This is a genomic window from Kitasatospora sp. CB02891 (assembly GCF_002803145.1).
In the GTDB taxonomy this organism is placed as follows: domain Bacteria; phylum Actinomycetota; class Actinomycetes; order Streptomycetales; family Streptomycetaceae; genus Kitasatospora; species Kitasatospora griseola.
This window is the reverse complement of sequence record NZ_NNBO01000003.1, coordinates 227151-239983: the sequence shown is the minus strand read 5'-3', so window position 1 is coordinate 239983 and position 12833 is coordinate 227151. Positions and strand designations below refer to the sequence as shown.

Sequence of the window (12833 nt, the reverse complement as noted above, 5' to 3'; positions counted from 1 at the left end):
GGCTACGGGCGGGGCAGCACGCAGCCTGCCCGAGTCAGGTCGAACACGTTGCCCGGGGCGAAGCAGTTCGGGATGGTGTAGGTCTCCTGGGCGTAGCCGATGTTGGGGTGGATGGTCACCGCCCCGTTCTGGTCGACCTCGCACGGGTTGTTCAACGTACAGGTCTGGCCGTCCTCGTTCATGGTGTTGTTCACGGCGACGACCTGGCCGCTGTTGACGTCGACCACCGGGGAGCCGGAGGTGCCGCCGATGATGTTGCAGCCGGAGGTGTAGCGGACGGAGTCCTTGAAGGTCCAGCCGCCCTCCTTGAGCTGGTAGGCGAAGCCGTCCACGTTGCAGGAGTAGATGGTCTTCCAGTAACCGGAAGGCACCTTGATCGCACTGCCGGCCACCGGGTGGGTGGTGGACATGGTCAGCGGGGAGATCCCGTAGGTCTTCTTGATGCTCGCGTAGGTGGTGCTCAGCCGGTAGATGGTGATGTCGGTGTCGGTCATCGTCGAGTAGACGATCCGGTTGGCGCGCACCGTGCCGAGGCTGCTGCCGCTGCCGCTGAGCAGGGTGAAGCTGCGGGTCGACGCCTTGTCGGTGATCACCTGCCCCGCGGCCGGCATGCCGGTCTCCAGACAGTGGCCGTTGGTGAGGATCAGGCCGGGGTCGGTGTCCACGGAGCCGGGCATCCGGATCAGCGAGCCGGAGCAGTTGCTGAGTGCGACCGTCCCGGCCAGGTTCACGGTGACGGCGGACGCCGGGGTCGCGGTGACCAGGGCGGTCCCGGCGAGCAGGACGGTGCCGAGCGCGCCGATGAGCGGCTTCTTCATGAGGGTTGCCTCTCGGGGTGTGGGGTCCCACTGGAGTTCCCCTAAATTGGCGCGCCCATGACACGATGTCAAGAGTCATCGCATGCCCGAAATTCCCTCAACAGTTCGTCAACTCGCCCCCCAGTGACGCCTCCCCAGGGTGATCAGGCACAACTGGGTGCGCACCGTGTCGACGATCGCGGCCCGCTCCGCGAGGCCCCCTCGACCAGCGCCGGCGCCGCAGCTCACCCGCACCCGCCTCGGCCCGGCCCTCGGCCTCGCCGACCTGGCCGCCATCGTGACCGCCGGCCACGGCCCCCTCGTCCGCCTCGACTGCCCCTCTCCCCCGCTGTCCGTTTTTCACCACGGCCTGTCGGCCCGGCACCTCGCCGACCCGCAGACACCCGCCGTACGGTCGAACAGCAGACGGAAAACGGCAAGAGGAGACACCCCCATGAGCACCATCACCCTGTACGGCGCCACCGGCACCATCGGCTCCCGCGTACTGGCCGAGGCGCTGCGCCGCGGCCACACCGTCACCGCCGTGGTGCGCGACCCCGCGAAGCTGACGGTCACCCACCCGGCGCTCACCGTCGCGGTCGGCGACGTGCTGGACCCGGCGTCGGTGGCCGAGCACGCCAAGGGCTCCGCCGTGGTGGTCAGCGCGGTCGGCGGCGGCGACGGACCGGGCCACCAGGCCCTGATCGCCCCGTCCTTCGAGTCCCTGGTGGCGGGCCTGCGCACGCTCGGCACCGACACCCCGCGACTCGTCACGGTCGGCGGCGCGGGCTCCCTGCGCACCCCCGACGGCAAGCAGGTGTGGGACACCGAGGGCCTGCCGGAGTTCCTGCTGCAGATCATGCACGCCCACGGCGACGCCCTGGACTTCCTCCGCACCGTCACCGACCTGCGCTGGACCAACCTCTCCCCCGCCGGCACCATCGCCCCCGGCGAGCGCACCGGCGTCTACCGCGAGGCCCTCGAAGACCTGCTGATCGGCGCCGACGGCGAGAGCCGCATCTCCACCGAGGACTACGCGGTGGCCCTCGTCGACGAGATCGAGCAGCCCAAGCACATCGGCGAGCGCTTCACCGTCGCCTACTGACGGCGGCCGACGCGGAACACACCGGGGCGCGGCGAACTGCGCGAAGCGGAGGGCGCCGACCGCAGGATCGCGACGCGGGCAAGGACCTGCCATTGATCGCGACCTGACGGACAGGCCTGCGCTTGTCGCGCAGTCCACCGCGCCCCGGTCGGCGCAGCCCCTGCTTCGGCTCAGTCGGGGATGACCAGGGCCGGGGTCTCACGCGTGAGCACCTCGCCGCGGAAGAACGCCGGGCTGCGGCGGGTCATCACGGCCATCACGACCAGGCCGAGCGCCAGCAGGCCCGCGCCGACCACGAAGACGGAGCCGACGCCGAACACCGAGCTGCCGCTGCCGTAGGACGGGTCGATCATGTCGACCAGCGACTTGCTGAAGATCGCGGCCAGGGTGAGCCCGCCGATCAGCGGGAAGATCACCTTGAGCACCGCGTCGCGGACCGAGTTACGGAAGTCGCCGCGGAAGTACCAGGCGCAGGCGAAGGCGGTCAGCGAGTAGTAGAAGCAGATCATCAGCGTCAGCGCGGCGATGGTGTCGGCCAGCACGTGCGAGCTGACCATGGTCATCACGGTGTAGAACGCGCCGGTGCCGACGCCGGCGGTGATGATCGCCCGGCCCGGGGTCTTGTAGCGCTCGTTGACCTCGGTGAAGGAGGACGGCAGCGCCTCGTACACGCTCATCGCCAGCACGGTGCGGCTGACCGGGATGAAGGTGGTCTGCAGGCTGGCGGAGGCGGAGGCCAGCACCGCGACGAACAGCAGCACGCCGAGGACCGGGCCCATCACCGGGCCGGCCAGCACGGCGAGCACGTTGGAGGAGGTCGCGGGGTTGCCGAGACCGGTGCCGGTGGTGCCGACGCCCGCGTACATCTGCACCGCGACGGCGGTGAACAGGTAGGAGCCGACCAGGACCACCATGGCGAGCATCGCGGCGCGGCCGGGGGTCTTGTCGCTGCCGCCGGTCTCCTCGTTGGCGCTCAGACAGGCGTCCCAGCCCCAGTACATGAACAGCGAGAGCGACAGGCCGGCCACGAACGCGGTGAAGGAGCTGGCCGCGAACGGGTTGAGCCAGCTCCAGGAGAAGTGCAGCGACCCGGCGGCGCCGTGGCCGGTGGCCTTGACGATCGCCATCACGCCGAACAGGCCGAGGACGACGAGTTGAAGGCCCACCAGGGCGTATTGGACGCCCTTGGTGGCGGTCATGCCGCGGTAGCTGATCATGGTCGCGATCGCGATCAGCGCCAGGCAGGTGACCACGTGCACCAGCTTGTTGTCGTTGAGCGCGGTGACCGAGTCGCTGCGGGTGATCTCGCCGAGCAGCAGGTACAGGTACTCGGTGGCGACGCCCGCGAGGTTGGACAGCACGATGATCGTGGCGATCACCAGGCCCCAGCCGCACATCCAGCCGATCTTCGGGCCGAACGCCTTCACCGTCCAGGTGAAGGAGGTGCCGCTGTCGGGGATCGCCTTGTTCAGCTCCCGGTAGGCGAAGGCCACCAGCATCATCGGCAGGAAGCCGGCCAGGAAGAGGGCCGGCATCTGCAGGCCGACGGCGGCCACGGTGGTGCCCAGCGTCGTCGTCAGGCAGTACACCGGGGCGACCGTGGAGACGCCGATCACGGCGTTGCCGAGCAGACCTACCGAATTGCTGTTGAGGCCCTTTGAGCGGACGCCGCCAGGGGCGTCCGAGCCGGTGGCGACGTCGGCGCCGGCTCCCGGGCGATTGTCGAGCTGAACCATGCGGGAACCGTAACCCCCACTGTTTCCGCAGCAGACCACGGCAGAAGCCGACCGTTCGCCTGCGTTTCATCCGCTGGTAGGCTTGGTTTCCGTTGATTACATGATCCTTTGGGTGAGATTGCCTTTATTTCAGCTCTGTTAACGGCCTTTCACCCGGGGACGAAAACCGCACATCACCCCGTTCCGGCCCTTTCGGGCATCAGTATGAGAAACACCACATACCTGCCCGGAACGGAACCGGCGGCCCGGACGACACGTCAGCAACCGTTCGAACACCTCTGGTTTCTCCCGCCCGCGGGCCCCTATGGTTCCCCCGTCACTCCAGGGAGGGGACCGGTATGACCGGCGCACTGACGTCCGACACCGAAATCCGCACCGTCCGGGCCGGACGACCCGGCCCCGGACCGGTCCGCTGCTCCGTCGGCGACCTGCTGCTCGCCGACCTTCCGGTCTCCGTGGTCCTCTTCTACGACCGGCCGCTCGACGCCGACGCCCTCGCCACCGGCCTCGCCCGCGCCCTGGCCCGGCTGCCCGAATTCGCCGGCCGCCTGCGCACCGCCGCGGACGGCGACCTCTTCATCGACACCGACGACTCCGGCGTCCCCTTCACCGTCGCCGACGCGCCCCACACCCTCACCGAGGCGTTCGACCGGATGGCACTGCCCGCGAGCGGCCTGGTCGACCACGTCCGGGCCACCGACGCCCGGCGCGAACCCCTGCCGCTGCTCACCGTCCGACTGAACCTCCTCACCGACGGCACCTGCGCCCTCGGCATCTCCTGGCACCACGCCGTCGGCGACATGCACACCTTCGCCCTGCTGCTGCGCACCTGGTCCGCCTGCACCGAGGGCGCCGAACCGCCCGCCCTCGCCCCCACCGCCGACCGCGAACTCCAGCTCGACGCCCACCTTCCCGCCGAGGACAGCGGCGTCCCCTCGCTCCGGCTGCCCGAACCCGCCGAGGCCGCCGAACTGCGACGCACCGTCGCCGCCGCCGGCCTCGCCAACCGCACCGCGCAGATCTGGTTCGCCCCCGCCGAGACCCAGCGCCTGCGCGCCGCCCTCGCCGCCGAGGCCGGCCGCCCGCTCTCCGTCAACGACGCGCTCTGCGCCCACCTGATGCACGTCCTGCGCGAACTCGACGGCCACCGGGACCAGGAACAGACCCTCACCATGCCGGTCAACCTGCGCCGCCCGCTCGGCCTGCCCGACGGCGCCCTCGGCAACCTGCTCGGCGAGATCCGCCTGCCCTGGCGGCCCGGCACCACCCCCGCCCGGTACGCCGCCGAGCTGCGCACCGCCGTCGAGGAGTTCACCGGGAAGCACCTCTCCACCCGGAGCAACCTGAACTTCCTGCGGCGCATCGGCCGGGACCGGATCGCCGACTGCGTCCCCGTCGGCTTCGACCCCGCGCGGCGCACCCTCACCCTCTCCAGCTGGTGCCGCCTCGGACTGCACGACCTCCCGCTGACCGGCCTGCGCCCGATCGCCTTCAGCCCCGCCGCCACCCTCCAGCTGCCGTGGAGCTCCTGGCTGGTCGAAGGCCCCGGCGGCGAGGGGCTGCTCTACACGGTGGTCCTCCCCACCCGCCTCGCCGCGACGCTGCGCGGCGCGCACGACCTGCTGCACGCCTACCGCGAGCCGTCCGACCCGCTTCCCGCCGTCGGTCCGCGCAAGCTGCTCTGAGCTCCGCGTCGGACCCGGCTCCTCGCCCGGGCCACGGCGTCCGTGTACAGCTCGGTGGTCAGGTCCGCGTCCGCGACGCCGAGCCGGCGCAGCGCGAGCCGGACGGCCGCCGGCGCGGACGGCAGCTCCGCCTCGTCGCCGGCCGGGGTCTCCACCTCCAGGAACACCCCGGCCAGCTCCGGCACCTCCACCACCGTCGCCAGCAGCGGACGGCCGTCCAGGAGCAGCTCCCAGTTCCGGCAGCGCTTCTCGAACGCGACCGTCTCGACCAGGCCGCTGCCGCGCAGGATCGCCCGCAGCGCCACCGGATCGGCCACCGCCGTCTCGGTCTCCGGCTTCGAGCCCGACGCCTCGTCGACGGCCGCCCCCTTGTACGTGAGCACCGTCCGCGCCCCGGCCTCCCCCGTCACCGTCCGCACCCGCAGCTCGGTCCCGCCCGCCGTCAACTCCCCACCCGGACGGTCGAAGTACACGTCCCGGTACACCTCCACCCGCCCCGCCGCCCCCGCCCACGCGGACAATCCCGCCACCAGCCGCTCCGGCTCCCGCACCCGGGCCTTCAGCTCCGCCTCGATCGCCACGCCGGCTCAGCCCCCGCTCCCCGCTCGCCCAACACCCGCTCCACCGCCCGCAGGGCCGCGTCCCACGGGTACGGGCGGGCGTCGCCGACGCCCGGCTCATCCGGCACGAAGCCCTCCTCGCCGAGCAGGACGTGCACGCCGGCCTCGCGCAGGGTCGCCACACTGCGGGCGAACTGGGGATGCGCGGCGAGCGCCGTGTTGACGCAGGGCATCACGAGCACCGGGATGCCCTTGCCGAGCGCCTCCGCCGCATAACCGACCACCCAGGAGGTGGTGAGGCCCAGCGCCAGACTGTTGACGGAGTTGAACGTCGCCGGCGCGAACAGCACCGCATCCGGCACCGGCAGCACATCCGGCTGGCCCGGCCACCGGTACGCCGACTTCACCGGGTACCCGGTCTCCTCCTCCAGCCGCGGCAGCAGCGCCTCCAACCACCCCCGCGCCACCGGCGTCAGCCCGACCGCCACCTCCCACCCCCGCCCCCGGGCCTCCCGCACAGCATCGGGCAGCCCGAACACCGCCCCCGCTCCCGCCCCGAACAGGTACACCACCGGCCGCCCGGCCCCGCTGCTGCGTTCCATCCCGCCATGCAACCGGGCCGGTGGCGGCCGCCGCAATCCCTTCCCGCGAGCCGTCAGTGCCTGTGCGGCTCGGGCTTGTGCGGGTGCCGCCCGGGCGCCGTCGTGGTCCCGCCCGGAGCCGTGTCCGCGCCGGTGAGCAGGTTGTGGCTGCCCAGAGCGGTGAGGGTCGCCCCGTCGAACCGGTAGGCGGCGGCGTTGCCGGACGGGTCGACCGCCCGCAGGTCGACGATGCCGTCGTGGTCGACGTCCGCGGCCTGGACGACCGGCTTCGCCGCGGCGTCCCAGCCCTGGGCGGCGACCAGGACCGGCGCGGCAGGGCTGCCGAGGGTCAGGCTCAGCAGCGCGGCCGGGCTGTAGTAGTACAGCTGACCGCCCGCCTCGGAGCGGGCGAACAGGGCGGGCATGTCGTCGACCAGTGCCGTCGTGATGCTCCAGCCGTTCCAGTTGCCGGTGCCGGCGGGGTTGGTGTCGGCGAGAACCACCTCGGCCGGGAAGAACCCGCCGGACTGAGCCGAGGTGGGCTGAAGCCACAGCGCACCGTCGAGAACGCTCAGCAGCGCCGGGAAGGGGTTCGGCTCGCCCTGGGCCGCCGTGGTGTAGAGCCGGCCGGCGTTGGCTATGGAGGTGGCATTCGCGTGAGTGGTGCGCGAGGTGAAGGTGCCGGAGAGGACCCCCTTGCCGACCAACTCGTTGAGCGGAGACCCGTCGCCGGTGCCGTAGAGCAGCTTGCCCAGTCCGTGGGCCGGGTCGTAGAGCAGGACGTCGTTGGGGCCCGACCCGGAGCGGAAGTGGCCGACCACCACCTGCAGACCGTTGTAGCCCGCGGGGCTCGGGTTGGACCCGCCCACGCCCGTTACTCCGGCTGCCCCGATGTTGCTCGGAGTGCCGGCGAGCCCGCCGCCCGCCGTCCCCGCCGCGAGCCAGAGACCGGGGGCGAGCGAACCCTGGTTGCCCACCACGACGAGGTCGGCCTCGCCGTCCCCGTTGAGGTCGTTCTCGACCGCGGTCACGGTCTCGGCCTGGGCCGGCACCACGAGGGTCCCCAGCGTGGCGGCGGCCACGGTGGCGACCACCATCGCGGCGCGGGCGTGCAGGGGCGAACGACGCTGTGACATGAAGGCCTCGGATTCCGTGAGGAGCGCGGTGGCCGGTCGCCGCGGACCGGCGGGATGATCATGGCACAGAGACTTCGTGCACGGAATACCCGTTCGCAAACCTGAACGCCCTTGACGCGCAGCCGGTGTGACGCCGTGTCGACCGGCCGGGCCTGCCCGGCTACGCTCCCCGCATGACCATCCAGGCCGCAGGCCCGGTCCACCTGCCGACCAGGGATGCGGTCCGCCCACAGGCCGGGATCAAGATCTAGTGGTGGTACTGGGTTCACCATGAAATCGGGTACAGGCTTCATGGCACCGTCCTCCCGCGGTGCCCTAGCGTCGTGCCATGACGATTCCAGCTGGACTGAGGCGCACGGTCCTCCGGGCGCAGCGGGACACCGGCTTTCTTGCTGCTGGTGTGCTGCCGCACCTGGCGCTGGTGCCCGTGTGGTCCTGGGCGGCGACGACTACCGCCAGGACGGGGAACTGGCTCCTCACGGTCTCCGTGTCGGCCGCCCTGGTCCTGCTCGGCGCCCCGGTGCTGACGGCCGTTCAGCGGGCTCGCTACCGGGTGCTCATGGGTGTGGACGTCCCCCGGCCCACCCCCATCGCGCCGGAACGACGGACGTGGGCCTCGACCGCCCGGTGGCTCGCGGCGACGCGGCCTTGGCGCAAGATCGGCTACCACCTCGTGCTGGGCCCGCTGCTCGCGCTGCTGGAGCTGCTGGTGCTCGCGGTGGCAGGGGCGGGCCTGGCGGGCGCCGTCGCCTACGCCTGGGCATGGGCGCTGCCGGCCGGAATCCGCCAGGACTGGTTCGGCTACCTGATCCAGCTGCCGGCCTGCACAGCGGCCGGGCTCCTCCTCCTGTGCGCCCTGCCCTGGACGGCGCGGGCAGTGGCCCGGGCCGAGGCACGGCTGGCGTCGGGCCTGCTCGGGCCCAGCCGCGCGCAGCGGCTCCAGGCGCGGGTCGATCAGCTGGCCGTGAGCCGGACCGACCTGATCGAGGCCGTCGACGCGGAGCGCCGCCGGATCGAGCGCGACCTGCACGACGGCACCCAGCAGCGGTTGGTGTCTCTCGCGGTCAACCTGGGTCTGGCCATCGCCACCCGCCCGGACCTGCCGAGCGATGCCCGCGAGGTGATCACGAGAGCGCACCTGGACGCGAAGGAGGCGATCGCCGAACTCAATGACCTGGTGCGGGGGCTGCACCCGGCCGTGCTCGAAGACCGGGGGCTGGACGCGGCGCTGTCCGGGCTGGCTGCCCGCACGCCCCTGCCGGTGCGGCTGCGGGTCGATCTGGAGGGGCGGATGGCGCCCACCGTGGAGTCGGTCGCGTACTTCGTGATCTCCGAGGCGCTGACCAATGCGACGAAGCACGCCGGCGCGATGCAGGCAGAGGTGATCGTCCGTCAGGTCGGCGAGGTGCTGCGAGTGCGCGTCACCGACGACGGGCTGGGCGGCGCCGACGCCGCCGGCACGGGGCTGACCGGGCTGGCCAGGCGGGTCGGCTCCCTCGACGGGGCCTTCCACGTCAGCAGCCCCGTCGGCGGGCCCACCACCATCACCGCGGAGCTGCCGTGCGCGCGGTGATCGCCGAGGATTCGGTGCTGTTGCGGGTCGGCCTGATCAAGGTGCTGGAGATGGGCGGGTTCCAGGTCGCCGCGGAAGCCGGCGACGCGGAGGGGCTGTTGGCGGCAGTGGCGGAGCACCGGCCCGAACTTGCCTTGATCGACGTCCGGATGCCGCCCGGCTTCACCGACGAGGGGGTGCGGGCGGCGATGGAGATCCGTCGGCGCTGGCCGGGGACGCCGGTGGTGCTGCTCTCGCAGTACGTGGAGGAGCGGTACGCGGCCGACCTGCTGTCTGCGAACACCAGCGGTGTGGGCTACCTGCTCAAGCAGCGGGTCGCCGATGTCGCCGACTTCGTGGCGGCGGTCCGGCGGGTGGCGGACGGGGGCACGGCCCTGGACCCGCAGGTCGTCGCCCAGTTGCTGCTGCGCCGCGACAGCGACCCGCTCGCACGGCTGACCCCCCGCGAACGGGAGGTGCTCGGCCTGATGGCCGAGGGGCGCTCCAATGCCGGCATCGCGCAGGCGCTGGTGGTCGGCGAGAGCGCCGTGGCGAAGCACATCAACAACATCTTCGCCAAGCTCGACCTGCCCGTGGTCGACGCGGACCACCGCCGCGTCCTGGCCGTGCTGCGGTTCCTCGGCGTGTCCCGGGCCTGACCCTCCCGTCCGTGATCACGATCTACGGCCGGAGTACCGGGCAGCGCCGATGTGAAGAATCTCGGCCTGCTCGGCTTCGGGACGGACGGAGCAGACGTCGACGGCGAGGTGCCGGCGGGCCTGCCGATCGGTGACCGCGGTGGCAGTGGGTGTCGGCGGAGACGTGCGCGGGGCGGCCGGCTCCGTGCCGGCAGCCTCGGAACCGCGATGCCGGGCCCGGCCGCGTACGGTCACCTCTGCCCGGCCGTCCGGACCCGCTGCGGACCGAGGTGTGTTCCGAATGTGCGCCGCAACGCCGAAGGCCCTTCCGCCGGATTCGGGGGAAGGGCCTCTGACCTGCATCTTCAGTGTGGGCGCAGACGGTTTCGAACCGCCGACATCCGCCTTGTAAGGGCGGCGCTCTACCGCTGAGCTATGCGCCCGCGTCGAGGTGGACCGGTGGGGCCGGTCGCACGACGAGTGGACAGACTACCTGGTCCTGGGAGTGGTTCGCCGCCCTGTGGGGACGGGGGTGTCGTCGGGGGGTGCCGGGTGGGGTGGGTGATCGGCAAGAATGGCGGTCGGAGTGGTGGGACGGGACGGAGCAGGGAGCACGTGGTGAGGGTGGCCGGCGGCGGTGGCGGGGGTCGGGGCGGCTGGTGGGGCGGCGGCCGGCGGGACGGCGCGCGTGCGGACGCCAGGGCGGCCCGGGAGGCGGCACAGGAGTCGTTCTACGAGCTGGATTCGGCGCAGCGGGACGCGTTGCTCGCGGTGGAGACGGTGAAGTCGGCGGGCGAGCCGGCCACCTCCCGCCGGGTGGAGCAGGAGTACGCGGACCTGGTGGCCCGGATCGACCAGGTGACGGTGGCCTACTTGGGGGCGCTGGACGCGGTCGATCTGGAGGCGGCCGAGCTGGACCCGTCGGCGGCGTTCCGGGCCAAGCAGCAGTTGGAGCAGGCCAAGCGCGAGTTGGACGCGAAGCGGACCGAGCTCGGCACCTTCGTCGGCCGGTTGCAGCCGCTGGTGGAGCATGCCGAGGCGCAGCTGATCCGGGTGACGCCGGCGGTGGAGCGGGCCAAGCAGGCGCTGCTGGCGGCGACCGTCGCGTTGGAGCAGGCGCGGGGCGCGGGGTTGAAGGCGGACGATCTGGCGGCGCGGCTGGCCGAGCTCGCGCCGGAGCTGAGCAGGTTGAACCAGGGCGTCTCGCAGCACGGCGTGCCGGCCACGCTCCAGCGTGCGGAGGATGTGGCGCGGCGGGCCGAGGCGGTGCGGGCGGAGGCGGCGCAGCTGCCGGAGCGGGCCGGTGAGATCGACCGCCGGGTGGGCACGCTGCGGACCAGGATCGACGCGTTGGAGAACCGGGCCGGCACGGTGGAGCCCGCGTTGAGCGAGCTGCGGCGGCGGTTCTCGACGGCGTGCTGGCAGGACCTGCAGAATGTGCCGGCGCAGACCGCCGACGCGGTGCGCAGCGCCAGGTCCCGGCTGACGGAGGCGGTGCGGGCCCGGGGCGACCAGCGGTGGGCGGACGCCACGTCGGCGATCGGCACCGTGCGGGCGCTGCTGGAGACGGCCGAGGGCTCGGTGACGGCCGTCAATGAGCGGCTGCGGCAGCTGAACGAGGTGCAGCACGATCCGCAGCGCGAGATCGAGCGGGCCCGGTTCGCGCTGCGCGACGCCCAGCGGCTGGCGATGGCCGGCCGGCAGGCGCCGGACCCGCGGCACGCGGGGCCGCTGGACGCGGCGGTGGGCCGCCTGGACCGTGCGGTCGCCTCGCTGGAGCAGGCCGGTCGGCACCCCGACTACTGGCAGTTCCTGACCGAGTTGGCGGCGGTCCGGGAGACGGCGGCCGAGGTCGTCACGATGATCCGCGGTCACTGAGCGGAGGCGCGACCGAGGGGGGCACCGGCGCGCAGCCGGGCCTGGGTACGCTGCTGACCATGCCTCGCTACGACTTCCGCTGCCGCTCCTGCGGAGCCACGTTCGAACTCAGCCGCCCGATGGCCCGGGCCAACGACCCGGCCGTCTGCCCGGAGGGTCACCCCGACACCGTGAAGCTGCTGTCGACCGTCGCCGTCACCGGCGCGGGCGGCGCGGCCGCCCCGGCCCCGAGCGGCGGGGGCGGCGGCTGCTGCGGGGGCGGCTGCTGCGGCTGACCGGGCATCGGCCGGTCGCCGGTCAGCCGGTGACCGGCACCACCGCCCCGGCGCGGACCCGGGCCAGCATCTGCCGGAGGATCTCCTCGCCGGCCGCGACGCCGATCTCGGTGAGCGCGGTGACGCCGTCGGCCTCCCACCCGGTCTCGGCGAGTTCGCCGTGGCCGGGCCGCCAGCCGTGGTCGGCGGTGAGCAGCAACTCCGCGTCGAGCAGTGAATCGCCGGCGGCGAGGACGGTCTCCGCTCCGGTGCGGCGACGGACTTCGGCGAGCGCGGCGCTCTTGGAGAGCGGCGCGGGCACCGCGTAGACCTTGCGGCCCTGGAGGGAGACCGTCCAGCCGCGGTCGGCGCACCAGGCGGTGAGGTCGTCGATCCAGCCGGCGGGGAGTTCGGCGCGTTCGACCACCAGGTAGGCGAACAGGTCGTCGGCGACCCGCCGCTTGTGCGTCCACTCGGGGTCGGCGGTCAGGGCGAGGTGTTCGACCACCTCGGGGAGCGGGGCGCTGGCCGCGGCCAGCCGGGCGCGGATCTCGCGCTGCCAGTCGGCGTCGGGCACGCCGTCGACGAGCAGGTGGCCGCCGTTGGAGCAGACCGCGTACGGCGGGATCCAGCCGGGGGTGGGGCCGGGCAGGTTGATCCGCTCGTACTGGGTGCGGGTGCGGGTGGTGATCGGGACGACCGGGGTCTGCGCGGCGAGTTCGGCGAGCAGTTCGGCGGCCGTCTCGGTCATGAAGGAGAGCGCCTTGCCGTCGTGCACCTCCACCGAGAGCAGTCGCGGGGCGAGCCGGTCGGGCACGTCCAGGGCGAGCGCGCGGTTGGAGTAGACGAGGGTGCGGTCGAGGTCGCTGGCGACCAGGAACTGCGGCACGGGCGGGATCTCCTTCGTTCGG

At 72.7% G+C, this 12833-nt stretch carries 12 protein-coding genes and 1 tRNA gene; 6 read left to right on the top strand and 7 right to left on the bottom strand.

Annotation, left to right across the window (positions count from 1 at the left end; all coding sequences use genetic code 11):
- Positions 1-2 precede the first annotated feature (2 nt).
- Positions 3-818 carry a serine protease gene (locus CG736_RS09875; protein ID WP_100585800.1) on the bottom strand — a complete coding sequence of 272 codons (816 nt, stop codon included), beginning with the start codon at positions 816-818 and terminating at the stop codon, positions 3-5.
- 433 nt (positions 819-1251) lie between these two features.
- Here CG736_RS09875 and CG736_RS09870 point away from each other — a divergent pair, with 433 nt between their 5' ends.
- Entirely contained in the window at positions 1252-1902 is a 651-nt protein-coding gene (locus tag CG736_RS09870) for an NAD(P)-dependent oxidoreductase (protein ID WP_100585799.1), read from the top strand.
- 170 nt (positions 1903-2072) lie between these two features.
- On the opposite strand, the gene CG736_RS09865 is transcribed toward CG736_RS09870, so the two are convergent.
- Positions 2073-3638, bottom strand: a complete 1566-nt coding sequence (locus CG736_RS09865) for an APC family permease (RefSeq protein ID WP_100585798.1) — start codon at positions 3636-3638, stop codon at positions 2073-2075.
- A 338-nt stretch (positions 3639-3976) separates the two neighbouring features.
- Between CG736_RS09865 and CG736_RS09860 the strand changes: the two genes are divergently transcribed.
- Positions 3977-5323 carry an acyltransferase gene (locus tag CG736_RS09860; protein ID WP_100585797.1) on the top strand — a complete coding sequence of 449 codons (1347 nt, stop codon included), beginning with the start codon at positions 3977-3979 and terminating at the stop codon, positions 5321-5323.
- On the opposite strand, the gene CG736_RS09855 is transcribed toward CG736_RS09860, so the two are convergent.
- The 3 genes from CG736_RS09855 to CG736_RS09845 are packed head-to-tail and all read right to left on the bottom strand — an operon-like array spanning position 5269 to position 7600.
- The gene (locus CG736_RS09855; RefSeq protein ID WP_100585796.1) at positions 5269-5904 is read right to left on the bottom strand and encodes a class IV adenylate cyclase; all 636 of its coding nucleotides are present in this window, start codon (positions 5902-5904) and stop codon (positions 5269-5271) included. The genes CG736_RS09860 and CG736_RS09855 overlap by 55 nt on opposite strands.
- On the bottom strand, positions 5883-6485 hold the full coding sequence (locus CG736_RS09850; protein WP_100585795.1) for a flavoprotein: 603 nt from the start codon (positions 6483-6485) through the stop codon (positions 5883-5885). The genes CG736_RS09855 and CG736_RS09850 overlap by 22 nt, the downstream gene beginning before the upstream one ends.
- Before the next feature lie 53 nt (positions 6486-6538).
- Positions 6539-7600: a hypothetical protein gene (locus CG736_RS09845; RefSeq protein ID WP_100585794.1), complete on the bottom strand. Its 1062-nt coding sequence runs from the start codon at positions 7598-7600 to the stop codon at positions 6539-6541.
- A 328-nt stretch (positions 7601-7928) separates the two neighbouring features.
- Between CG736_RS09845 and CG736_RS09840 the strand changes: the two genes are divergently transcribed.
- A complete protein-coding gene (locus tag CG736_RS09840; RefSeq protein WP_100585793.1) occupies positions 7929-9173 on the top strand; it encodes a sensor histidine kinase in 1245 nt (414 codons plus the stop codon).
- Positions 9161-9811, top strand: a complete 651-nt coding sequence (locus CG736_RS09835) for a response regulator transcription factor (RefSeq protein ID WP_100585792.1) — start codon at positions 9161-9163, stop codon at positions 9809-9811. Before CG736_RS09840 ends, CG736_RS09835 begins: the two co-directional genes overlap by 13 nt.
- A 350-nt stretch (positions 9812-10161) precedes the next feature.
- Here the strand turns inward: CG736_RS09835 and CG736_RS09830 are convergent.
- Positions 10162-10233 (bottom strand) — tRNA-Val (locus CG736_RS09830).
- 181 nt (positions 10234-10414) lie between these two features.
- Between CG736_RS09830 and CG736_RS09825 the strand changes: the two genes are divergently transcribed.
- Positions 10415-11668 carry a hypothetical protein gene (locus CG736_RS09825; protein ID WP_100585791.1) on the top strand — a complete coding sequence of 418 codons (1254 nt, stop codon included), beginning with the start codon at positions 10415-10417 and terminating at the stop codon, positions 11666-11668.
- Between the two features lie 59 nt (positions 11669-11727).
- Positions 11728-11943, top strand: a complete 216-nt coding sequence (locus tag CG736_RS09820) for a zinc ribbon domain-containing protein (RefSeq protein ID WP_100585790.1) — start codon at positions 11728-11730, stop codon at positions 11941-11943.
- 22 nt (positions 11944-11965) lie between these two features.
- Here CG736_RS09820 and CG736_RS09815 read toward each other — a convergent pair whose 3' ends face one another.
- Positions 11966-12811 carry an HAD family hydrolase gene (locus CG736_RS09815; RefSeq protein ID WP_100585789.1) on the bottom strand — a complete coding sequence of 282 codons (846 nt, stop codon included), beginning with the start codon at positions 12809-12811 and terminating at the stop codon, positions 11966-11968.
- Positions 12812-12833 lie beyond the last annotated feature (22 nt).